A 23,400-nucleotide genomic window follows, 5' to 3' on the forward strand; every position below is an offset into this window, starting at 1 on the left:
TGTAGAATTCTTTCTTTACAGATTAACTAAACTCTATGCCTAAATTTACACAATCCCCCAACTTTTCAACTTGATCCCATTTTTGTTTTTCTTAATCCTACATGCTTTGGGAATATATATAGGAAAACGCCTCAATACTACGTATATAGAATGCGCATAGCTGGACTATCTTCACTATGATTACTATTTATTTGTTAACCCTAAAAATTAGAAGATGGTATTTGCAACAATGACCAGCATGAAAGCTGCGTCCGGTACACAACCTCAGGAAGTTGTTACGCTACTTGGTTATTATACGCCGGGAGATGGTGGCGGTGGATCCTTCTATTGGGATACCAGTAGTGGATTATCGGGTAACGACGGCACCATTGTACAGGCGCCGGGAGGATACTGGGTCCGGTTGATGGATGAACCAGCATCTGTAAAATGGTTTGGAGTTAAAGAAGATGTCCAGGGACCTGATCTCACGGACAACACGCAGCGGCTGCAACGATGCCTTGATAGTTGTATGAGTATTTTGTTTGATACAGGTAGTTACTCAGTTAATGCAACGCTCAACGTTAAAAGCTACAGGCATATTGACTTGAACGGAAGCACTTTGAAATTTGTAAATGCCACTGCAGGTGGTGCATTATTAAGGATTCAGCAACAGATCAAGATTACCATCATGAATGGTACGTTTGTAGATAATACTGCGAACACGTCTCTAGGCATATTTATTATTGGAGATCCAAATGCTACAACCCAACTTCCTGCCAGTGCCTATGCCTCAGATATTGTCATTGACAGGATCAGTATGTTGTATTTTGCTAAAAGTGTGGTACAGGAAAATGCTACCAGGCGCGTTAATATATTGAACAGCAACTTTTATTGTCAGAATGGAGTAGAATATCGGGGCAAGACAGTGGAGAATGTAATAGATGGCACAGTGATCTATTGCTCAGCCAGTGTAACTGGCTGCTTTGGTATTGGACTTTTGGGCAGACCAGAAGGAGCTATCCTTTATCCGGAAGGGTTAACAATTACCAACTGCACCATTGATGCATTTTATAACACCTTCCATGTTGAAAATATTTATACGTTGCAGGTATGCAATAACTACCTGGGAGCCAATACCGTTAATGGGAATGCGACTTTCTATTTTACCAAAGGAGTGGCCAGCCACTGTGAGGATTTGTTGATCGAAAACAACATGATCTATGCCAGGGGAATTATTTTTAATCCTAATACGGCATCACCACAGCTATATCATGCCAGTATCGCCAACTGTATCTTTAGTGATCAGAAAGGAACCGGCGTAACGCTAAATAATTTTGCCGGTAATGTTGCCATTCGGGAATGTCAGTTTAAGGCTGCCAGCGCAACAACTACCAATGTAGCGATCGTTGCCAACAATAATAACCTTTACCTCGCTATTTCAGATATACAGATAGATAACACTTATACAACGCCAATCCAGATAAAAGGAACCGGCTCAAATAATTCTTCTATCGCTAATGTCAGTTATAGAGGAACCGGCGATCTATTATACCTGGAACAACCGGTACTACTGAGTAATAATAGATATGGAACGCTTTCCGATATTAGCTATGTTTACAAGTATCAGCCAATAACGGGCAGCTATAATCCTGGACAAAAAATAACAGGAGTTACCAAAAAATTTGCGAAAGGAGAGCAAGGACTTATCATTCTCAATGGTTATTGTACCTTAGCTACGAATAAATCAATTCTATATGTATCTGTACCGGCAGGAGTAACCTTAGCCTCAGGGACAGGATGGGCATCCAACTTCATTATGCTGCACGGCAATCAACATGTTTCTTTCAGTATCCCTTATTTTGTATTGAGTGATGTTGCAGGGGAGATCGAACTCACCAATTTTGATGAGAACACTGGCGCCGTTACATTTGATTATCATGCTTACTTTGGCGTGATGCAAGGATAGAATGGAAATCTCATTTTAGGATATACTACTTAGGATAATCGAAGATATAAGACCATTTTTCGATTATCTTAAGTAGTTACTTAACCCGCATCTACAGTCGACAATATGGTATGATAGGATTTAACACACATAGGGCTAATGATTAATGAAACATTGACTCAAAAATATATATAAGTCTTTGAAGCCAATGAGAAGAAAGCTCGATTTCTGTACTATATGGATCACTGGATGGGACAAGTCTAAAGTTGATAGGCTTGTCCCATTTTATTTTCCCTGAAAAGCCTTGTCCATAGCGTATATTACATGGGCAGTTTCATTCAGTCTTGCAGTTCCACCCCTTAAGATTGGACATGTTTAATTTCCGTTCCATAATTTTTTGATTTTAAGATAGTAGCATTGTAAGCTTCTGCCAGCTCTAGAAATACTTAATTTCTACTCTGTCTATTGTCTCACCCTTTCCATTGGGTGGCACCGCAAATCCACCAGGTTCATACCGTTTCGTTCCGCTTTTATAATACCAATTATTTAAGCCACTGATCATTTGTTTTATGTAATAAATAAATTCCTCTGTCTCTTTTTGGTATGGACTGAAATCCGGCAGATGATTTGATAATGTTACAAATTCATTTACAAGCTCATCATGAATCCTCATTCCTTCCTTGCAGGCTTCATCAAAAGGTATTTTATTATGATGCTGTAGTAATTTGATGATATTGAAAATTTCTGATTCTATTGCAAGCTCTTTGCCGATGGTTGCAAAATCGTTCTGAAGCGCAACAATGATTGATTGCAGCATAATAATACGCTGGATAACGGTATGTTTATAGATTTCATCAGGTAAAGCAAAACCAGTTGAGGGACAAATCAAATCAACAAATGGAATCATTCCTATGGAATTGGCGCGGATTAAATGAAAGAGAGGAATAGGAGGAATGCCTTTACTGATTTTGTATGGCGATTCTTCCATAATTCCATCAGTAACAAAACGATATTTATAATTCTTAGCTATCCGCTCAAGCCAGAAGTCTGGCATCCCAAGCGCAATCCACTCTTTTCTGTTTATTTGCATTTGACGAAATATTCCCTTTTCCTCCGGTCGGGGATCGTCCCCCATCATTACATCAAAAATCCGGTCTCTGAAAGCGGCTATTTCCTTTATTGGTAAAAGTTCTGCATAATCATCAGTTACAGTCATATAAATGGCAAAACGTGTTGCATGGAGAACCCTTTCCTTTTCGGTAGCAGCAGGTACCATATAGGGACCTACATCGACTAACCGCATCTTTCTGTACCTTGCCATCGCCTCTTTTGATAAGAATTGATAGTCCTGGTCATACCAATTGTTTTCTTCTTCATAGAAGGCCCCAGCAAAGGGACTTTGAAGGGTTTCCCAGGGATATATTGGCTTCGGCACACTAAATTGCTTGTTCATAATATGACTTTTAGTTTAAAATGATGAAAAGTTCGTGTTCATGTTCAATAAGTCGTTTACCAAGTCACTGCGATAAGTAAATTGGAAAAGCCTGTTCATTGATAATATTATGTTGGGTTTAGTTTTTCTTTTAGTTCTTTCGCCTCTGGAAATTCCATAGCATTGTAGCGGTCGAGCTTAGTGGATATATTTTTCCAGCCGCTCAGTACCATGCTCATATAATGTACCCAGTTGACCACAGCTTCGTGCCAGATTCCGAAATCGGGGAGCGAAGCTTGCAATGTTATAAATTCCCTGAGATCCTCATTATGAAGCCGCAGGTCTTCCAGGTAAGCCTCTTCCAATGAGATCTGGCGTTCGTTCTGGATTACCTTCACGATATTATAATAAATACTTCCTGTAGCTTCGTCTTTCATGACGGATTGCACTTCATTGAAAAAAGTCACCAGATGACACGCTAATGCCTGCAGGCGGCGAATTACAGGATGCTCATGGATTTCAGGAGGCAGAATAATTCCGGTTTCTATTTCTGTGAGCTGAAGGAAAGGGTATAGGCAGATGGAATCTTCTCTTAAGGTAATACATTCCGCTATTGTTGGGAACATTTTATTTTGTTTATACCTTAGTTCGGCTTCCAGTCCGAGAAAATACCTGCTGATCATCTGAGTAAAACGGGAAATCGATTCCTGTGGGATGAACTGTAACAGTTCCTGCCTTAATGAGGTAAGCATAGCTCCCAAAGGTATTGTTGCCTCTGCATTGCTTATTTCCCCATTCAGTATGGCAATAGATTGGATACGTACATTTTCAATGTCATTGGGTTCACTTTCTTCATAAAGATCATCATTATATAATGTCCAGAGCATTAGTCTGCAGATGGGTTTGAAACGTTCTACCGGTGCTGTGGGAAACCATTGGGCAGCAATATGTGCAGTTTTAGTTTTTTTGTACTTTTTCCGCAGATCAGGATTATTTTCATAAAGCCATAGGTATTCTCCGTCAATCCATTGATTTTCTGTAATTTCCTGCAGCTGATCTGCATTAGGATTCTTTAATGTTGGGAAGGGATACTTAAATTGGGTATTAAGTAGTTCAAGTGGGTTCATGGATTATTGTTTTTTAATTTTACATAAGCGTAATATTGATCCTGTAAAATAGGGGCGAGGCTGGACACAGAGAAGCGATGCCAGTTATGACCTATAAAAGATGTATTAGAAATTTAAGCACACATTCTTTAATAGAGCGTATATCTCTACGAATGCAGCTCAATCTTTAATTTTATCCCTTTAAAGTATCCTATAGGGGCGTAGTGATGGTTGTTGGAACTAAAGGGGTTTCACTTTCCGATTCCGGAGGGGAACAAAATTTTCATAAGTTGTAATTTTGAGGGTTTATGTATTTAGCGTTACTATACTAATTTAAATAATTTATTTAAAATAAGCTGTTTTTATTTAACACAAAACAGATGTCTAATGTAAAAATTTTTCAATGTGATTGTGAGAAGGGAGAGGAATGCGTATGCGCGCTGGCTTGGCACGCTGCCTTAATGCCAGAGCCATATTTGAAATTATATGAGGGGACGTTATACACAATTCAACACTGCGTCTTCACTTTGTAAAGCCGCCTGTTTGATGTAATCCATAAATTAGTGTAAACCCGCAGGGCGGGGTAAATTTTCCTTTCACACCAGTTTTATAAATTGTAGTAATTTTAGAGTCGAATAACATTTGTGGACAACCTGTCCACCGGAAGTTTTGATTTTGTCACCCCAAAAACAAAATTTATGAAACGTAGTTCTTTTTTAAAATTGGGACTTGCATTTGGTTCCTTTGTTATTTCTTCCTTCAAAATTCATGCAAGCGCTAAAACCAAACACCAGGACAGCAAAGGTTTCAAGGTTGATGCAGGAAAAGACAGATTCGATAAAAGCATTTCTCTTTTTGAAGGAGATACCTTTTACACTAAAGTATCCACCAAAGACACAGATGGAGGTATGTATGTTTTTGAATCAACCCGGATAAAAGAGGGTGGACCGATACTTCATACGCACTATTACACGGATGAGTGGTGGTATGTTCTGCAGGGAGAATTTCTTATCAAAGTAGGTGATAAAACGTATAATGCCAAAGCCGGGGATTTTGTATTTGGCCCGCGAATGATTCCGCACACCTTTGCGAAGATTGGTAAAGGAGAAGCTAAAGTGATGATATGCCATCAGCCTGCGGGTAAAATGGAAGAGTATTTTAAGAAAATCAGTGAAGGTGTAGCTACAAATATGTCGGAAGCAGAAAGAAATGATCTTAGAAAAGAACATGGATTTGAAAAAGTCGGACCTCCCTTATCCTATTTAAAACAGTAGAAAAGGATTGATAGATCCAAAAATTCAGAGGATTCAGATATTCAGAAAATTTTCATCTTAGAATAAAGTATCAACTATGAAACTCTCTTTTTTTCTGACATGTTGTTTTTTTATTGCAGCTTTTACATGCAAGGCCCAAACTTCAAAGGACCTAATTGGCAAATGGAAACTAGTTAAAGAAACTAAAGATGGGGTTGTTAAAACTCCAGAGGAGACATACCAGGTTTTTAATGAGGGTGGGGAATTTCAGGGAATCAATGGTAGTAAATCCCGTAAGGGTAAATGGAAGCTCTCTGAAGACAACAAGGAACTCACGATCAGTATCAGCATCGTTTCCTTAAAGTTTTCAGTTGATTACTTCGACGTTAAGAAGAGGATTATCACCAACGATAAAACCGGAGTGTTGGAATATGAAAAAGTTGATTAATATAATTTAGTGAGAAAATGGGCTTTCGGGAAGAGCCCATTTTTATTTAAAATTTTCATTGAGTGATTGGCGGTATTTAAGAGCAAGATCTCCGTTTGATCCTTGTTTTTACACTTCTTTTATTTTGCTCCCGGCTTCTTCAGGACTGATACGGATGTACTTATGGAAGTCATACCAATTCTTGTGACCACAAAGCCACTATGTACACTGCCGCTATACCTGCGAATATGATGTCGGAACCAGGAAGGTGTTACTGATTTTCGAAATGGTATTTGCATACTGGGGATCCGCTAATAATTTTTTCCATTCAGGATCAGCTACAAAAGCCGACCATCCTTTGTCGCGTTCTTCCATGTTGTTGCACGTGAGCATATAAGTGAGACGAGGCAGCTTGTCGCCGGCAATTACTTCACCAAAGAATACGGGGTTCAGTTTCGCCCTGGTAAAAATGGGGAATTCGCCGTCATTGAACATTTTAATTTTTCTTCTTACAGCATCTTCACTATAACCCTCATAGGTTCTTAATTCAAATATCCGGGATTCACCTGAGGGTACAACCATTGCAGGGAAACCATCAAAAGCAATCATCAAAGAAGAGGTAAAGCGGTTGTATATGGATTTATCAACGGGAATGCTGTTATATAAGGCACTGTTTTTAATATACTCAGCATCTGCTTTTACTTTTATATTTACCGACAGGTAATTATCCAGGGAAGCATAAGGTGTCAGTAAATAAAACTTAGCCGGTTCCGATGGCCTCCACTCCTTGAAAACGCCAACTGTTTTTACCCCGTACTTATTCAATGCAGGAATAAGCGCTGTCCTGAAATAATTTTCCAGTTGCTCCTTGTCGGCACCAAAGCGCATTTCATACTCACGCCATTCGTATACTTCTTTTTGTATTGCATACTTATCACCCACTATGGCAGGACTGAGGTTTGCTGCTAAACCTGCGGTAACCGCAAGCGAAGATTGGAGGAATTTCCTGCGTTGCATATTGGTTGTTTTAAAGTGTAAATTAGTTTGTGTGATAATCCTTCTGTCATCGCCGGTATTCCCTCAATCACGGAATTCAAGTTAAGGAAAGTTAGCAACAGAAGTTACTGAAAAGAATAATATTTTTCAAACCGGGCATTATCCTTCTAAGGAGAAGATCCCCTGCTTTGCACAGTAGTATCTACCCGGAAACAGGTAGATCTGCATCCTATTATTCAGGTATATTCTGGGCCTGCCGGATTATTTATTTTTGTATCGTCAGATAAATCTATCAGAACCATGCTTTCTCAATTTCGTAAATCGATCCTGATCTCCTCTGCTTCGTTTCTGCTGACAGTCATTGTTGGCAAGAGCCAGGCGCAGGATAAATTCGACAGTAAACTGCTGAAGAACGGTAAGTATACCCTCGCCTGTTATACTGTAAATAGCGGCAGCGAATCAGCAATCGGCACTTTTACCGTCGGTATCAATGCCTTCGGCGATAAGCTGGCACTAACTACCACCACTGCTCTTGCCGGACTGGAAGAGTGGAGAGATACCGCCGTATCTAACCTGAACAACTTTAAACCTATTTACGTCGCGTCGCATAGTACCCTGAAGGATATGGTGCTACACTTCGGAAATAACGTTACCGGCTATTATGTTGATAAGAAAACCGGGAAGAAGACCCAGATCCAGGAAGCTGGCAACCAGTACTTCGTAGATAGTTATACCTATCCGTTTATCCTGTCGTTGCTGCCACTGACTTCCGGCTACAGTACCGATTTGTCTGTGTATGAATATAAGCCCACAAATAACGGTAACCTGAAAAAAGCGGTGGTAGATGAAGTAAAGAACAGCACCTGGGTCAGTAAATACACCGGCAAACACGATGTATGGGAAGTAACCGTGGTAGAACCTACTACCGATGAAAGATCTGTTTCCTATATCGATAAGAAAACCCGCCGGCTATGGCAGATAGACATGTGGAGCAATGGCCAGCAGATTAGGATGGTGGATATGGAAACAGATTTCAACTCCATCAAGGCTCCCTTCGATAAAGCAGCAACGATGAAAATGGTGAAAGGCGGTAATTCCATTATCAACGGACAAGTGTTTGCCCGCGATTTTGATGACAACGGTACTATCTGGGCCAAAATGAAGGTAGTGAACATCCAGGCCAAGCAGGTAGCGCCCCGTGGTACACAGGTAATCCTGATCCCTTACAACGATTACTTCAAAGAATGGATCAAGGTAAACGAATCCCAACGTAAAAAGGGTCGGGAAGGTATTGGCCTGTTGGACGAAGCGGCCCAGTGTATCAAAACTACGACCGTTTACGATGATGAAGGGCATTTTGAATTTGTAAATCTCATGCCCGGCGAATACCTGTTATATACCGAGTTTGGATACGACCATTCGTACAGCCAGTCGGAAGTGGTTGGTTATACCGATCACTACATCAACGGTATGTTCCAGAGTACAACTGCCAATACGGTCAGCAGGAACTATAGTACCAACGCCGGCGCTGTAGTGAAAAAGGTGGTAACGGTAAGCAAACCCGGTGAAAAAGTGGAAGTGAAACTGAAGAAAACACGCGCCTGAGTGCAGGCAAAGATTATAAGCAAGAAAGGCCGGGTTCCCGGCCTTTCTTGCTTTATTGTATTGGCTTAACTGGCTTAGGAATTTCCCGTACTTCCACTGTGCCGTCATATAAAAGAATAGGGCAGGATTTCGCCAGCTCCAACGCTTGTTCCATCGTTTCCGCCTGAAGAACAATATTACTTACAACTTTAAGGTTACCGGAAAGAACGGTTTCTTTTTTTACTGATTTTCCTCCTCCCGACACCGTGTAGCTCTCTCCCGGAAAAGCGAAACTCAAAACATACACACTGTCGGCTTTCCATTGTGCGAGCAACTGCTCCCATTTGGGGCCTGCTACTTTTGCCTGTTCTGAACCATAAGTTTCGGGGACTCTTACCAATAAACTGTACTGTTTCATTGCATTATTTTTTGATGGTGACGCAGTAGTATTTGCCTGTGCATAAGTTTTACTTATGAATGCGAAGCAAATAATAACTGCTAATAAACCTGGTTTCATTTGTTGTAGATTTTGATACAAATGTCGGTCGGGAGGGCTCCCCATCATTGTAAAAAATCATTGATTTACGCATGGCGTGAGTGCCGGCGTGGGTGTAAATGGAATCGCCTGTCGCAAATACACCCTCAAAATGTCGCGTCTACGGGCTGTGTGATCTATTTAGCCAGCGTATTTTTGTAATGATAAAACAACAATCATTATTATAAAATTTAAGAGATGAAAATCATTATTTACCTCGCTGCATCTGCGAATGGATTGATCAGTAATAACAGGAATGTACCGGATTGGTTGTCGCCGGAATACGGAGCGGGTTTTATGGCCATAAGCCAGCGCACGCAAGCCGTGATCATGGGGAAAACAACTTATAATATTCTATCGCCGGATTACCTGCCGCTAAAAGAAGGTTCGCTGGTGGTATTAACGCATGATACAAACGCAACGCCGTCGCAATCCAATGTGTTGTTTACCAGCGATAGCCCGGAGAAAATCGTGGCAACACTCGCCTCTAAAGGGCACACCGAAGCGGTAATCATCGGCGGCACGCAAACAGTAAGCGCATTTATGAAGGCAGGATTGGTAAATGAAATAATCCTGGTGGTGGAACCGGTGTTATTTGGGAGCGGATTGCTGTTTGTTGACGATGCGGACTTTGAATATCAGTTGGCATTACTGGATGTTAAAAAATTAAACAACAACACCATTCAATTGCATTACGAGGTAAAGGATAAGCGGATTTAATTTAGCTACCACCCGGTGGCAAACAGCTTTCTTGCCGCTTTTATGCCACAATGCTGATATTGGTGATACGCCTGTGCCACCTGCTCATGAATGGTGGCAGATTTTTCCTGCTGTATCCATCCATTGATAACAGGTACCAGCGTATATGCTTCCGGAGACATCAGGTGTGTGGTCCAGATCAGGGGATGTGCGCCTGTTTGCCGGATAGCTTCGTAGAAGTAAGGCTTGCTTGCACAGGCAAAAATAGCGATGTCTCTTCGCTGGTTATCCGCTTTTTGAGGAACCTGGTTCAGCGCGAAATCCATTAGCCCGTTATGGCCTATAAATACAATTAGTCCCGCATAGCCACCGGTCCGGATAGTAGCGGTATCCACATTAATCCTTTCTTTATTCCGGCCTGCTGCATACTGCATAAAATCAGTGATGGTTTCTTTCATCTTGGCACCGTCATAAGCATCAGCGATGAGATAAACATGGGTTCTTTTGTGCCTGAAAATGATCCGTTCATATATATTGTTGTGCGGATGAGGGATTTGTTTGATGAATTGCCAGTCGGTTTGTTTTTTAAGAAAAGTCTTAACCCCGTATCCACAGCCCCAGTAGAGGTTATTCGCAGGATCCTGGCCATTCCCGATCTTTGCGGGTACTTTTACGATACCCTGATGTTTGTTATCGCAGAGCGCTACCAATACGTGGATCGATGCCGGTTGGCAATATCCTTTTAACCCGGTGAACAGGATACAGGAAAACATGATAAATCTGAGCATTGGGAAGTTTTCAACATAAGACGTAACAAATGCCGGATTCCATAAAGTATGGGGAAACCCCAGGCGATTCCTGTTTTTCGTATAGGTCAAATAACAAAGCGGCGTTTCACCAGGAAACGCCGCTTTGTCATTTGAGGTAGTTAACTGCCTACTTCTTTACAAGCTCCACCCGTCTGTTCTTCGCTTTGCCTTCCTCTGAGCTATTGTCTGCAATTGGCTGCAGGGAACCAAATCCTTCAGAACTCAGGCGGGACTTATCAATACCGGATGAAACCAATGCATCCAATACTGCTTTCGCCCTGTCTTTGGACAACTGGAGATTATGTGCATCGTTGCCGGTGTTGTCTGTATAACCGTTAACCGCAACCTTTAAACCGGGGTTTGCTTTCAACGCCTTTGTAATTTCTGCCACAGCATCTTTGCCGTCCGGCTTCAGCGTGGATTTGTCTGTGTCGAAGTTGATATATAGTATTGCTTTGCCTTTCTGATTGAGTTCTTTACTTATTTCATCGGCTTTCAGCATAGTAATAGTTTGTTTAAATCCTTCCTGCTGTAAGATATCGAGCTTGCCTTGTGCGGAATTGCCCGTCAGCTGGATATAGATATCACCTCCATTGGCCCGGCGGATGATATAAGTTTTGATATTCTCTTCTGTATAGCCGATAGAACCATCTTCTCCCAGGTAAGAAGCTCCCTGGCTGTAACGGTCGTATTCTTCCTGGGTAATTGACCCGTCAAATATCTTTACTCCACCGGCAGCTTTGATTGCTTCATCATAACTTTTCTCAAAGAATGGAAGAGACCAATCATTCTGTTTTATTTCGACAACATTACTTTTCCATATACGACCCTCTAACGGGGTCATTCTACCATCTATGGCGAAGAAAAGACGGTCAAACTTGCGTTCAACCGGTTTATTCATTGTGGTTAGTCCTTCCGGCAAAGTAAAAAAGGGGAAAGGGCCCAGTTCTTTCTCTGATACCGGAACGTCATTAATGTTAAAAGCGGTTGTTCCTTTTTCTTGCTTTTCTTCAGTGGGAGTAACAACATCTGTCTTCGGTGTAGAATCGGCAGTGGCGGCCTGTTGCTTTCCTTCATTATTGCAGGCGTATGCAAAGATCAAAGCGGAAATGCCGAAGAGTAATGATCGAATATTCATAATAGATACTTTTTAAAGATTGTATATGATGCAGGTTAATGATTCATTTTTAACGAAGCCCATCATCATTTTTTGACACCGGTAGATTTTTCATCATAGAGGTCGTTGCCTATCGGGTTATCCGCAAAGCTATTGGATGTATCCCCGAAAATATATACCCTTATCCGGTGTTTTTTTTCTCCCGGTTTCCAGGTATTTTTTGTGTGCATTTTTGCGATATGCCTTGTAGCGGGCGGCCGCAAGGCATATCGCAAAAATGCAGGTGTTTTAGAAAATGAAATTGGTGCTGAGGAAGTCGGAGCTGTGTTCATTCACAATATCTTCCAGCAGTTTTTTATTGGTGTCGTTCATCTTTGTAGCTACCAGTGAGCGGATGGAGAATGAACGAAGGGCATCATGCACAGAGAGCGTGCCTTCTGCGCTGTCTTTCCGGCCGGTGAAAGGGAACACATCTGGTCCGCGCTGGCACTGGCTGTTGATATTCACCCTGCTTACCTGGTTTACCAACGGATCAATTAACGTAGCCACTTCATCAGGATTGTTGCTGAAGATGCTTACCTGCTGGCCATGTGGCGACTCGATCAGGTAGTTGATCGTTTCTTCTATATCATCATAAGGCACTACAGGAATTACCGGTCCGAATTGTTCCTCGCGGTAGAGTGTCATCTTATCATTCACCGGGTATACCACTGCCGGGAATACAAAGGATTCGTTGGTAGCGCCACCGTTTTCATTAACAACGGCCGCACCGTGGGCGATGGCGTCATCCAGTACTTCACGGATATAGGCAGGTTTGCCGGGTTCCGCTACCGGTGTAAGTTGTACGCCTTTCTCCCAGGGCATACCGAATTTCATTTTGCTGATGGACTCACCGAGGCGGGCATTGAATTCGTCAGCAATAGAACGGTGTACAAATAATATTTTGATGGCGGTACAACGTTGACCATTATACGATAACGCACCGAGGATACATTCATTCACGGCCACCTGTATATCCGCGTGCGGTGTAATGATGGCGGCATTTTTGGCATCCAGGCTCAGTACAGCACGCAGCCGGTTCAGCTTGGGATGGTGCTTGCGCAGATCGTTGGCTACTTTACTGGAACCGATAAAGGCCAGTACATTGATTTTACCGGTAGCCATGATACCGGGTATCACGGCGGCGCCGCGGCCATATATGGTGTTTACCACTCCTTTCGGGAAAGACTCCATGAATGCGCGTAACAATGGGTAGTGCACCAGCGTACCATGTTTTGGCGGTTTGAAAAGGATGGTGTTGCCCATGAGCAACGCAGGAATCAGCGTGGTAAAGGTTTCATTCAACGGGTAGTTGAACGGGCCCATGCAGAGTACGACCCCTAATGGTGAACGGCGGATCTGTGCGATGGTGCCTTCCTTGATTTCGAAACGGGAAGAGCTGCGGTCTATTTCTTTGAGCGCATCTATAGTGGCGTTGATGTATTCTATGGTGCGGTCAAATTCCTTGATGGAGTCAGCAAAAGATTTCCCGATTTCCCACATGATCAGTTTTACGATCAGGGTGCGTTGCTCCGTCATTTTGCGGGCAAATACAGAAAGACAGTTGATGCGCTCATCCAGCCGCATCGTAGGCCATTCGCCGCGACCGTTATCATACGCCGAGAGGGCGGCATTCAGCGCTTCAAACGCCTCCTTTTCGGTGGTTAACGGGTAAGTGCCTATCAGTTTGCGTTTCAGGCCATCTGCCGTTGGAATGTTGATAGGGGAGTATACTTCACTCACCGGCCCATCCCATTGTTTCATTTCCCCGTTTACCAGGTATTCTCTCTGATGAATTTCAGAAATACGGAACTCTTCGGGTATTTCATTTTCTTCAACAAAAAGTTTCTTCAGCTCATCTTGAAAACTCATGTGTTAAAATTTTATGCGTACAAATTACACAAAACAGACCAGATAATAAACATAGAATGTTTCGATCGGGGTGTGTGGAAAATCTATAAGATAGATTTTTGGGAGATGAAAAATATTGGCTGTACCGGTGCTAACTTTTTTATTTTCAACGATTCACCTAATTTCGCCGGATGTTTTACAGGAGAAAATTAATACAGCGCATCATGGAAACAGGTCACCGCAAATCGTTTTATTATCCATTATTCACAGGAAAAGAAAAACATTTATAGTAGCTCCATCACCAGCTGCCGGCGAAACCATTTGCATATTTTATAAAACATCTTGCGCATGCCCTTGACAAAAGTTTTGATCACCGTTAAAAGTTACCCCACCGTATCTTCCCATTATGATGAACAGGTTAGCATCGCCGGTTTCAGGGAAGATGGTGTTTTTATCAGGATATATCCCATCCCTTTTTCAAAGAAAACCTATGAAGAACAATATCAGCTCTACGACTGGGTGGAGCTGGACCTGGTGCGGAACACCAGGGACTTCCGGCTGGAAAGTTTCAGACCGGTAACAATGGATGCGCCGGTAAAAAAGATAGGGCATCTGGGCACGGAAGAGCATTGGCAGGAACGGAAGGCCATTGTGCTGAAGAATGTATACCGCGACTTTTCCACGGTGATCATGGAAGCGAGACACGAAGCGTTTTATACTTCACTGGCTGTATTCAAACCTGCGCGGATACTGGATTTTGTGATAGAAGAAACGGAGCGGGAATGGAACAGCGACCGGTTGAAGATTCTACAGGAAGAGATGTACCGGGGCCAGGTATTTGAACAACCGGAAGATCCTTTTACCTTGATGGAAAAGCTACCCTGCAAATTTTCCTTCCGTTTTACCGATAGCAGAAATGAAGAAATTACCCTGCCGGTGGAAGACTGGGAGCTGGCATCACTGTATTGGAAAAGCCTGAAAAAGCAGCGTGGTGCTGATAAGGAACAGAAAGCCATTCATGAGGTCAGGAAGAAATACCTGCAGGAATATGCCAGGAATACCGATTTGTATTTCTTCCTGGGTACTACGCAAAATGCACACGCCGGTTCCAGGCAGCCGTTTACCATTGTTGGGTTGTTTCATCCTACTATGCCGCCGGCAGTGATACAGGGGAGTTTGTTTTAACGGTTGAATTCAACCGGTGTCCGTAATAGTGGTTATTGATGATGGATTTAAAAAAGTAAATTACACGGTGAAATAAAACAGCAATTATAATAACATGAACCCGCCTGACAATATTCAACTTATTGAGGGAGAAATAGCGGACTATTATTATGCTAATACCGGTATTTTATATTCCTACTCAAAAAGCACGCTGAGAACGGTGGAGAATATTTCACGCAATATTGCACTGGTAAAACAGATTACCGGGAATAAAAAAGTACCGTTGCTGATTTATCTTACTAATTCCCCTGTTCCCGATAAAGAGACCAGGAAGTTTTCAGCAGAACAGCTGCCTCATGTTTATACCGCTATGGCGATGGTTTCAAAACCAGGGTTATCAAAGCTGATCATGAATATTTTATTTAAGTTGAAAACGCCTCCTATCCCGATGAAGTCGTTTACGAATGATGCGGAGGCGAAGGAGTGGCTGCAGCAGTATCTTTAACGTGTTTGCATAAAAAAAGAGCCCCCGGTGACGGAGGCTCCTGTTATTCTTCTGATTAATTAAGCAAGATCAAACCTGTCGAGGTTCATCACTTTATTCCAGGCTGTTACAAAGTCTTTCACAAATTTTTCCTGACCATCCGCACTTCCGTATACTTCTGCATTAGCTCTGAGTTCTGCGTTAGCGCCCAACACGAGATCTGCACGGGTACCGGTCCATTTTACTTCGCCGGTGGCGCGGTTGCTGCCTTCATAAAGTTCCCTGTCTTCAGAAACTGCTTTCCATGCAATGCCCATGTCGAGCAGGTTTACAAAGAAGTCGTTGGTAAGCTGGCCCGGGCGTGTTGTGAAAACGCCATGTTTAGAACCATCAAAGTTAGTGTTCAGCACGCGCATACCACCCAGCAATACGGTTAATTCCGGCGCAGTAAGCGTGAGCAGTTGCGCCTTATCTATCAGCAATTCTTCTGTAGACACGGGGAATTTTGATTTGCGGTAGTTGCGGAAGCCGTCTGCAACAGGTTCCAGGAAGCCTACGGATTCAACATCGGTTTGTTCCTGGGAAGCATCCATACGACCGGGGGTGAAAGGAACTGTGATTGCATGTCCGGCATCTTTCGCTGCTTTTTCAACCGCAGCGGCGCCGGCCAGTACGATGAGGTCTGCCAGTGAAACCTTTTTACCGCCGGACTGGGCGCTATTAAATTCTTTCTGAATGCTTTCCAGTGTATCCAGTACTTTTTGCAGCTGTGTTGGATTGTTCACTTTCCAGTATTTCTGGGGAGCCAGGCGAATGCGGGCGCCATTGGCGCCACCGCGTTTGTCGGAGCCACGGAAGGTAGAGGCAGACGCCCATGCTGTAGAAACCAGCTCTGATACGCTCAATCCTGATGCCAGTACTTTTGCTTTTAAGGCTGCAATATCTTTTTCATCTATCAATGCATGGTCAACTGCGGGAATAGGATCCTGCCAAAGCAGTTCTTCCTGTGGCACATCCGGGCCCAGGTAACGGGCGCGGGGGCCCATATCGCGGTGCGTTAATTTAAACCATGCACGGGCAAAAGCATCTGCAAATTCATCGGGATTTTCCAGGAAGCGCCTGGATATTTTTTCATAAACCGGATCAAATCTTAAAGATAGATCGGTGGTGAGCATGGTGGGTAAATGCTTTTTGGCGCTGTCGTATGCATCAGGAATAATGCTGTCTGCATCTTTAGCTACCCATTGGTGCGCGCCGGCGGGGCTTTTAGAAAGCTGCCATTCAAAACCAAACAGGTTTTCGAAGAAGTTATTGCTCCATTTGGTGGGTGTTTTCGTCCATATTACTTCAAGTCCGCTGGTAATTGTATCGGCGCCTTTACCGGAGCCATAGCTGTTTTTCCAGCCGAGGCCCTGCATTTCAAGGTCGGCGGCTTCCGGTTCCTTGCCTACATGGGTAGCAGGTGCAGCGCCGTGGGTTTTACCAAAGCTGTGGCCGCCTGCGATGAGGGCAACTGTTTCTTCGTCGTTCATGGCCATGCGGCCAAAAGTATCACGGATATCTTTAGCAGCCGCAATTGGGTCGGGATTGCCATCGGGGCCTTCCGGGTTTACATAGATCAGTCCCATTTGCACGGCCGCGAGTGGTTTTTCCAGGTTGCGGGAGTGGATATTGCCATCTGCATTATCATCTGATGCTACTACGCCGTGATGTTCTTCCACACCGGCGGAACCATGTGCATAGCGTATGTCGCCGCCGAGCCAGGTGGTTTCGGAGCCCCAGTATACATCTTCATCCGGTTCCCATACGTCTTTACGTCCGCCGGCGAAACCAAATGTTTTGAAGCCCATTGATTCCAGCGCTATATTGCCGGTGAGGATCATTAAATCCGCCCATGAAATTTTGTTACCATATTTTTGTTTGATGGGCCAAAGCAGCCTGCGGGCTTTATCGAGGCTCACGTTATCGGGCCAGCTGTTAAGCGGGGCGAAACGTTGCTGTCCTGAGCCTGCGCCGCCACGGCCATCACCTACACGATAGGTGCCTGCACTGTGCCATGCCATGCGGATGAACAGGGGGCCATAATGCCCGAAGTCGGCCGGCCACCAATCCTGTGAGTCGGTCATAAGTGCATGAAGGTCTTTCTTCACTGCTTCCAGGTCGAGGCTTTTAAAGGCTTCGGCATAGTTAAAGTCTTCACCCAACGGGTTTGATTTGGAGGAATGCTGGCGCAGGATACTCAGCTTTAACTGGTTAGGCCACCAGTCCCGGTTCCTGGTGCCACCACCGCCAACATTGTGCTTCATACTGCCATTATGAAACGGACATTTACTGATGTCGTTTGATTCTGTTCCCATTTTTAGAAGTTTTTATGGTATTGAAAGAACACTTACCTGCACCTTTTAGTTGTGCATAATGATAAAGTTATGATATAGAAAGAATAATCACAATCAATTAATTTCTATATTTCAATAGTTAAAATCTATTTGTGGGTGGGTGACTTATTAACGGGGTGGGGGCTATCTATTACTTCGCGGATACTTCTCCGGTGCGTCGGACATGGGTAGCGCATGGACTATCCATGCACTATCTATACTGTTCGCATGCACTCCTCATGCACTCCTCATGCACTGTTAATGCACTCAGGCAGGCAGAGGCCGCTAGAAATTACGTTTAATCCTGCAGGCTTTTCAGGTAAGCCGGATAGTCTGTTTTCATCAGTAGTTCGTCGGCGTTCCGTTTGGTGATGATCACATTATGCATATCGGACCATGCGGTTCCCATAGCGTCCACTCTTTTCTTTAATTCTTCAAGCGTGATGTCCCTGCAATAAATAGTTGAACCGGGCTGCTGCTTCCATGATTGGGCAATAGTACCGATGTCGAAAGAATCGAAGCCTATTTCGTTGACCAGTTTAATTACTACTTCCTTTGCAGCGGTATCATCGCCTGAAACCGCCAGTGCGATGCGGTTTTGGGCGCCTTTGGGCTGGCCTTTGCTTTCCAGGCTTTCTATCACGATGGAATTAAATACTTTAACAATGGGAATGCCCAGTTGCTCCTGTACCCACAGGCTATCGATGCCGCCTTGAATAAGCGCCGGTATGATTCCGTCGCGCAGGGTGGGGTAATAATTTCCCGTGTCAATAACCACCACGTCATCGGGTAGATTTTTAAAAATGTTTTTGGGGAGATCGGGGATACTTTTTTGAGGGATGGCAACGATGATCACCTTTTTATTTTGGGTGACTTCTTCTACCGTAGCTGGGGTTGCCCCAATGTTTTCAGCCAGTTGTTTTAACGATGCGGGGCCGCGGGAGTTGGCGATGGAAACGGTATGTCCCAATGCAACCAGTTTTGATGCCAGCCAGCTTCCGATAGCGCCCGCGCCGATAATTCCTATATTCATAAGGTTGTATTTTATGCGGGGATATTTTCTTTGGGATTCGGCTGACCTTTGCCCGTAGTGATCAGGTTGCGCAAACTATCGTTGATATAGTGGGTCCATGCATCAAAGCAAATATTATAACATTCATAGGCCGGTACCAGTCCCCGGTGCGTGAAATGAAGTTGTGTTTTGTTTTCTTTTTCAGAGATCTCAAATTCAATTTTTGTACCGGTCCATTCTGTTTTATCTTCCGTGAAATTGAAGTAGTTGTCCAGTACCAGCCAAACGGCTTTTTTATCCGGGATCACTTCTATTAACTTCATGGTACACTTGTGAACGTCTTTGAACTGATAAGTAAATTCATCATTGAGCCGGGTGGTACCGCCTTCAATATTTTCGGACCACCATCCGCGAACATTGTTGATGGCATTGAATACTTCTGCCGGCGTCTGATCTGCCAGAAGTATAGTGTTAAAATCTGATGCAGTCATTTTGTTGATTTTTAATTGGATAACTTGTTATTTAATAAAGTCTCTAATTTTTTCAGTTTCGTAGTCCAGAACTTATCGAAGTAGGAGATCCAGTGCTGCAATTCCTTAAACCCATCCTGTTTCAGCGTGCAATACCGTTCCCGGCCAATATCCTGGATAGAGATAAAGCCTGCGTTGTGCAATATTTTAATGTGCTTTGAAACGGCGGGACGGCTCATCTCAAAATTGTCTGCCAGGCTGTTGATGGTCAGACTATCTTCTGAAAGCAGCATCAGCATCTTCCGCCTGCTCGGATCGCCGATTACCTGGAATACGTCAAGCGTTGGTGTTGTCATGTTGTGCCTTGTTTATACGTTCCGCGATTTTGTGAATATTCTTAAGCCAGCCATCAGTCAGTGCGTTGAGCATACTCAGGTTTTCTTCTTTCGTGAAACCGCTGTGCTCCAGGAAAAGCTCCGTGCCGTTGTCCTTTGCTTCCAGTTTCCATAGTACTACGGAATCCAGTGTGATTTTACCATCGCCGGGGCCGCACTTCCACGAATAAGAGAGCCTTTTAAAAGGAACAACCTCTAATACCTTACAGTAAAAGATCCCGTCGAAATCGAGGCTGGGTACCGGGTTTGTTCTGAACTGAAAGTCGAGTCCCACGATGGGCTGAAAATCATTCTTCATCAACCATTGCTCCATCAGCTCCGGTTGGGTAAGGTAGTTCCAAACCGTTTCAGCCGGATGCGGGAAGAAGAACTGGTGTTTAATTGTCTTTATCATAATAAGTAACTTTAAGGTTACATAAAAGTATGTGTAACTTTTGAGTTACGCAAATATTTTTTTAGAGATGGCAGAAGAGCGTGATAAACACCAGCTGTATGGCTGATATTTTTTTGGGTGTCGGACGAACAACATTTATTAAATCTTTGTTAGCAGGTAAGAATTCCAGCTAAACTGGCTTAAATTGATAACAGCTGAAAATTTATCACCAAATAAATAAAGCCAAACAAAATGAGTAAGATCACAGTAAAAGACGGTACCGAAATTTATTACAAAGACTGGGGAACAGGCCAGCCTATTGTTTTTCATCATGGCTGGCCTTTGTCCGGTGACGACTGGGACGGGCAAATGATGTTTTTCCTGGAGCAAGGCTACCGGGTTATTGCTCATGACCGGAGAGGTCATGGAAGATCCAGTCAAACCGCCAATGGCCATGATATGGATACCTATGCGGCCGATGTAGCGGAGCTTACAAAGGCGCTTGATTTGAAAGACGCCATTCACGTTGGGCATTCTACAGGCGGCGGGGAAGTAATCCGTTATGCTGCAAAATATGGTAAAGGCCGTGTGGCAAAAGCGGTCCTCATCAGCGCAGTAACTCCGCTGATGGTGCAAACAGCCAGCAACCCCGACGGCGTACCATTATCCGTATTTGATGAGATCAGAAAAAATACCGCCACACAACGTACCCAGTACTTCCAGGATTTTACGCTGCCATTTTATGGGTACAATCGTGAAGGAGCAAAGATATCGCAGGGTGTGAGAGACAATTGGTGGCGCCAGGGCATGATGGGAGCTATCAAAGCACATTACGACTGTATTAAAGCTTTCTCTGAAACAGATTTTACGGAAGATCTTAAAAGCGTGGATATTCCCGTGCTGGTACTGCATGGTGAAGATGACCAGATCGTTCCGTTCCCGATTTCCGGAGCAAAGGCGGTGGGCCTGTTAAAAAATGGCAAACTCATTTCCTATCCGGGATTCCCGCACGGTATGCCCACTACTGAAGCTGCCACGATCAACAAGGATCTACTGGCATTTATCAAATCATAACATAGTAAGATATCAGCACCATACAGGTCAAAAAGCGTGATACATTCATTCGGATTGTATCACGCTTTTTTGTTTGCTGGTTTGCGGGAGCCGGTAAAATTAGTTTGATATTTTTCCCGCAAAGGATTATCTTGTTATCTTAACATCTAAAGCCACTTTGCTGCCGGGTACTTTTTCATATGATGAGGAGAAGCTAGTTATAGAGATCTCGGAGGGAGATGAAGAGGCCTTTACCCGTCTGTTTTACCATTACGGTGCTATTATTCATCCCATTGTACTTAAAATAGTAAAAGATGAAGCCGCTGCTGAAGATGTGGTAGCCGAAGTATTTCTAAAGCTCTGGATAAATAGAAAAGGGCTGACCGCTGTTACCAACCTTTCCGGCTACATCTACCGCATGGCAACTAATTTCTCCATCAATCACCTGAAACGTAATAAAACGGAGGCGCATGTATTACAGGATATGTACCTGGATGTACCGAGCCATGAAGCCACCGCTGAAGAACAGTTTACTGTACAGGAACTGAGAAAGTCGATCCACAAAGCGGTAGACGGGCTACCCGAACAGCGCCGCAGGATCTACGAGTTAAGCAGGGAAAAGGGGCTGTCGCGAAAAGAGATTGCCGACCTGCTCCAGATTTCAGAGAATACCGTAAAAAACCAGCTGCGTATTGCATTGCGGCATATACAGGAGTCTATACTAAAAGATCAGGGAACTTTAATAGCAGGCATCTTTTTTATGGAGATCATCATGCATTAACGTCATATTCCCAACGCCTATCTACCTGCCTGTTTTTAGCACGGCGCCTGCAACAAACACTTCCTATGTATTATTCTTAAAAAAAAATGTAACCCGGAGGAGTACCGGTATTCATTTTTTGTGTCTATTACTAAGAACGACCTGGCCCGCCGGGATAAAACGTACACTGTGATACAGGACGACCATATAAAACAGTTGTTAGAACGATATATAAATGATCTGTCCACGGAAGAGGAGAGGCTACAACTATTGGATATCATCGACTCCCGCCCTGAGGTGGACTGGTATGCCCTGCTGGCGCCTGCGTTTACAGAAGCCGGTGCTGATAAAGGGTTTACACCTGAAAAGTGGCAGCCGGTACTGGATACTATTCTGAAATATCCGCCAGTGGAGAAAAAGACGCGGGTGGTACCCCTTTTCAGAAGATGGTGGTCTGTGGCAGCTATGCTTGCCATACTGCTGGGCGCAGGGTGGTGGTTTTATCGCTCCGGCAATACCAAAGTTACTCCCCCGGTGCTAGCCATAGCTGATATACCGCCGGGCAGCAATCGCGCCGTACTGACGCTGGCCAACGGGCAGGAGATCACCCTGGATAGTGCCCACGGTAATATTGTTCAGCATGGGAATTTTAAAGTGAACAACGACAGTGGTATGCTGAATTACGAGGGAAAAGCGAATGTGGCGGAATATCATACGTTGTCAACACCACGGGGAGGGCAATACAAGCTGCAGCTTCCGGATGGCACCAATGTGTGGCTGAACGCGGCTTCTTCCATTAGCTACCCCACTGCTTTCACCGGCAGGAAGCGGGATGTTGCCATTACGGGTGAAGTATATTTTGAAGTAGCAAAAGATCCCGGCAAACCTTTTAATGTACAAGTGAACCAAATGAATATAACAGTATTGGGTACGCATTTTAACATCAATGCTTACAGCGACGAACCCGATGCTAAAACAACATTACTGGAAGGCGCGGTAAAAGTAAGCGCCGGCAACCAAATGAAAATACTTGCGCCGGGCCAACAGGCGCAGTTAGAAAAAAATAATACGCTCAGCGTCATTGAAAATGTAAACGTAGAAGATATAATTGCCTGGAAAAACGGGTATACTGTTTTTGAAAATGCCGATATCCGGACTATCATGCGGCAGGTATCCCGCTGGTATAATGTAGATGTTGTTTTTGAAGGGAACATTCCTCAAAGGCAGTTCGCAGGGGGCATCTCCCGGAAATCCAGCCTGGCAGAACTTTTAAAGGTACTGGAATTTGCCAACGTAAACTTTGTAGTGGAAGGGAAAAAGATTGTCGTAAAACCGTAGCATATATTTCGCTGCCGTTCCCTTCTCCGGTAACACGAATATTTTAAGGAAGTATTTTTTAAGTCATGTGAATAACTAATATCAACCAAAAGGCTTGCAAAAAAAAGCCGGAAGCGTTCGCGGCGCATCCGGCAAGGCTTTGGGCAACCCTTTTTCCAACAAGGCGTTTGAAAAAGTAAATTAATTATGAACCCAAAACAGTTC

At 43.8% G+C, this 23,400-nt stretch carries 22 protein-coding genes; 10 read left to right on the plus strand and 12 right to left on the minus strand.

The genetic code is table 11. The annotated features are described in order from the left end of the window. Positions 1 to 214 precede the first annotated feature (214 nt). Complete coding sequence (locus tag V7S65_RS31715; RefSeq protein ID WP_336389609.1) at positions 215 to 1,945, plus strand: hypothetical protein; 1,731 nt, start codon at positions 215 to 217, stop codon at positions 1,943 to 1,945. A 415-nt stretch (positions 1,946 to 2,360) separates the two neighbouring features. Here the strand turns inward: V7S65_RS31715 and V7S65_RS31720 are convergent, their stop codons facing one another. Together V7S65_RS31720 and V7S65_RS31725 are read right to left on the minus strand one after the other, a co-directional pair. Then, entirely contained in the window at positions 2,361 to 3,377 is a 1,017-nt protein-coding gene (locus V7S65_RS31720; protein WP_336389608.1) for a terpene synthase family protein, read from the minus strand. Between the two features lie 107 nt (positions 3,378 to 3,484). After that, complete coding sequence (locus V7S65_RS31725) at positions 3,485 to 4,483, minus strand: terpene synthase family protein (protein WP_336389607.1); 999 nt, start codon at positions 4,481 to 4,483, stop codon at positions 3,485 to 3,487. Positions 4,484 to 5,160: 677 nt separating this feature from the next. Here V7S65_RS31725 and V7S65_RS31730 point away from each other — a divergent pair. Both V7S65_RS31730 and V7S65_RS31735 read left to right on the plus strand, forming a co-directional pair. Next, positions 5,161 to 5,736 (plus strand): cupin domain-containing protein, encoded by a 576-nt coding sequence (locus tag V7S65_RS31730; protein ID WP_336389606.1) that lies wholly within the window; start codon positions 5,161 to 5,163, stop codon positions 5,734 to 5,736. A gap of 76 nt (positions 5,737 to 5,812) precedes the next feature. After that, on the plus strand, positions 5,813 to 6,163 hold the full coding sequence (locus V7S65_RS31735) for a lipocalin-like domain-containing protein (RefSeq protein ID WP_336389605.1): 351 nt from the start codon (positions 5,813 to 5,815) through the stop codon (positions 6,161 to 6,163). A 213-nt stretch (positions 6,164 to 6,376) separates the two neighbouring features. On the opposite strand, the gene V7S65_RS31740 is transcribed toward V7S65_RS31735, so the two are convergent. Further along, positions 6,377 to 7,159 (minus strand): NIPSNAP family protein, encoded by a 783-nt coding sequence (locus V7S65_RS31740; protein ID WP_336389604.1) that lies wholly within the window; start codon positions 7,157 to 7,159, stop codon positions 6,377 to 6,379. Between the two features lie 279 nt (positions 7,160 to 7,438). Between V7S65_RS31740 and V7S65_RS31745 the strand changes: the two genes are divergently transcribed. Further along, on the plus strand, positions 7,439 to 8,743 hold the full coding sequence (locus V7S65_RS31745; protein WP_336389603.1) for a DUF3108 domain-containing protein: 1,305 nt from the start codon (positions 7,439 to 7,441) through the stop codon (positions 8,741 to 8,743). 52 nt (positions 8,744 to 8,795) lie between these two features. Here V7S65_RS31745 and V7S65_RS31750 read toward each other — a convergent pair whose 3' ends face one another. After that, the gene (locus V7S65_RS31750) at positions 8,796 to 9,239 is read right to left on the minus strand and encodes a hypothetical protein (RefSeq protein ID WP_336389602.1); all 444 of its coding nucleotides are present in this window, start codon (positions 9,237 to 9,239) and stop codon (positions 8,796 to 8,798) included. Positions 9,240 to 9,455: 216 nt separating this feature from the next. Here V7S65_RS31750 and V7S65_RS31755 point away from each other — a divergent pair, with 216 nt between their 5' ends. Next, positions 9,456 to 9,977 (plus strand): dihydrofolate reductase family protein, encoded by a 522-nt coding sequence (locus tag V7S65_RS31755; protein WP_336389601.1) that lies wholly within the window; start codon positions 9,456 to 9,458, stop codon positions 9,975 to 9,977. Positions 9,978 to 9,982: 5 nt separating this feature from the next. Here V7S65_RS31755 and V7S65_RS31760 read toward each other — a convergent pair whose 3' ends face one another. From V7S65_RS31760 to V7S65_RS31770, 3 genes are all read right to left on the minus strand, one after another. Further along, positions 9,983 to 10,744 carry a hypothetical protein gene (locus V7S65_RS31760; RefSeq protein ID WP_336389600.1) on the minus strand — a complete coding sequence of 254 codons (762 nt, stop codon included), beginning with the start codon at positions 10,742 to 10,744 and terminating at the stop codon, positions 9,983 to 9,985. A gap of 148 nt (positions 10,745 to 10,892) precedes the next feature. Further along, positions 10,893 to 11,903 carry an OmpA family protein gene (locus V7S65_RS31765; RefSeq protein WP_336389599.1) on the minus strand — a complete coding sequence of 337 codons (1,011 nt, stop codon included), beginning with the start codon at positions 11,901 to 11,903 and terminating at the stop codon, positions 10,893 to 10,895. A gap of 267 nt (positions 11,904 to 12,170) precedes the next feature. Further along, positions 12,171 to 13,793: an NADP-dependent glyceraldehyde-3-phosphate dehydrogenase gene (locus V7S65_RS31770; RefSeq protein ID WP_111579707.1), complete on the minus strand. Its 1,623-nt coding sequence runs from the start codon at positions 13,791 to 13,793 to the stop codon at positions 12,171 to 12,173. Between the two features lie 327 nt (positions 13,794 to 14,120). Here V7S65_RS31770 and V7S65_RS31775 point away from each other — a divergent pair, with 327 nt between their 5' ends. Both V7S65_RS31775 and V7S65_RS31780 read left to right on the plus strand, forming a co-directional pair. Beyond that, on the plus strand, positions 14,121 to 14,957 hold the full coding sequence (locus V7S65_RS31775) for a hypothetical protein (RefSeq protein ID WP_336389598.1): 837 nt from the start codon (positions 14,121 to 14,123) through the stop codon (positions 14,955 to 14,957). Positions 14,958 to 15,051: 94 nt separating this feature from the next. Further along, positions 15,052 to 15,441 carry a SpoIIAA family protein gene (locus V7S65_RS31780; protein ID WP_336389597.1) on the plus strand — a complete coding sequence of 130 codons (390 nt, stop codon included), beginning with the start codon at positions 15,052 to 15,054 and terminating at the stop codon, positions 15,439 to 15,441. Positions 15,442 to 15,500: 59 nt separating this feature from the next. Here V7S65_RS31780 and katG read toward each other — a convergent pair whose 3' ends face one another. The 5 genes from katG to V7S65_RS31805 all read right to left on the minus strand — a co-directional run bounded on the left by katG (position 15,501) and on the right by V7S65_RS31805 (position 20,066). Continuing rightward, complete coding sequence (gene katG, locus V7S65_RS31785; RefSeq protein ID WP_336389596.1) at positions 15,501 to 17,777, minus strand: catalase/peroxidase HPI; 2,277 nt, start codon at positions 17,775 to 17,777, stop codon at positions 15,501 to 15,503. Between the two features lie 316 nt (positions 17,778 to 18,093). Next, positions 18,094 to 18,828, minus strand: coding sequence for an NADPH-dependent F420 reductase (locus V7S65_RS31790; protein WP_336389595.1), 735 nt, complete (start codon positions 18,826 to 18,828; stop codon positions 18,094 to 18,096). Between the two features lie 11 nt (positions 18,829 to 18,839). Beyond that, a complete protein-coding gene (locus tag V7S65_RS31795) occupies positions 18,840 to 19,298 on the minus strand; it encodes an SRPBCC family protein (RefSeq protein ID WP_336389594.1) in 459 nt (152 codons plus the stop codon). An 11-nt stretch (positions 19,299 to 19,309) separates the two neighbouring features. Beyond that, the gene (locus tag V7S65_RS31800; RefSeq protein ID WP_336389593.1) at positions 19,310 to 19,633 is read right to left on the minus strand and encodes an ArsR/SmtB family transcription factor; all 324 of its coding nucleotides are present in this window, start codon (positions 19,631 to 19,633) and stop codon (positions 19,310 to 19,312) included. Continuing rightward, complete coding sequence (locus V7S65_RS31805) at positions 19,614 to 20,066, minus strand: SRPBCC family protein (RefSeq protein WP_336389592.1); 453 nt, start codon at positions 20,064 to 20,066, stop codon at positions 19,614 to 19,616. Before V7S65_RS31805 ends, V7S65_RS31800 begins: the two co-directional genes overlap by 20 nt. Positions 20,067 to 20,297: 231 nt before the next feature. Here V7S65_RS31805 and V7S65_RS31810 point away from each other — a divergent pair, with 231 nt between their 5' ends. The 3 genes from V7S65_RS31810 to V7S65_RS31820 all read left to right on the plus strand — a co-directional run bounded on the left by V7S65_RS31810 (position 20,298) and on the right by V7S65_RS31820 (position 23,196). Next, a complete protein-coding gene (locus V7S65_RS31810) occupies positions 20,298 to 21,119 on the plus strand; it encodes an alpha/beta fold hydrolase (protein ID WP_111579716.1) in 822 nt (273 codons plus the stop codon). A 157-nt stretch (positions 21,120 to 21,276) separates the two neighbouring features. Beyond that, complete coding sequence (locus tag V7S65_RS31815; RefSeq protein ID WP_159454456.1) at positions 21,277 to 21,879, plus strand: RNA polymerase sigma factor; 603 nt, start codon at positions 21,277 to 21,279, stop codon at positions 21,877 to 21,879. A 120-nt stretch (positions 21,880 to 21,999) separates the two neighbouring features. Continuing rightward, positions 22,000 to 23,196 carry a FecR family protein gene (locus V7S65_RS31820; RefSeq protein WP_336389591.1) on the plus strand — a complete coding sequence of 399 codons (1,197 nt, stop codon included), beginning with the start codon at positions 22,000 to 22,002 and terminating at the stop codon, positions 23,194 to 23,196. Positions 23,197 to 23,400: the final 204 nt, after the last annotated feature.

The sequence above is a fragment of the Chitinophaga sp. CCNWYY40 genome (assembly GCF_037483205.1).
In the GTDB taxonomy this organism is placed as follows: Bacteria; Bacteroidota; Bacteroidia; order Chitinophagales; family Chitinophagaceae; genus Chitinophaga; species Chitinophaga ginsengisegetis.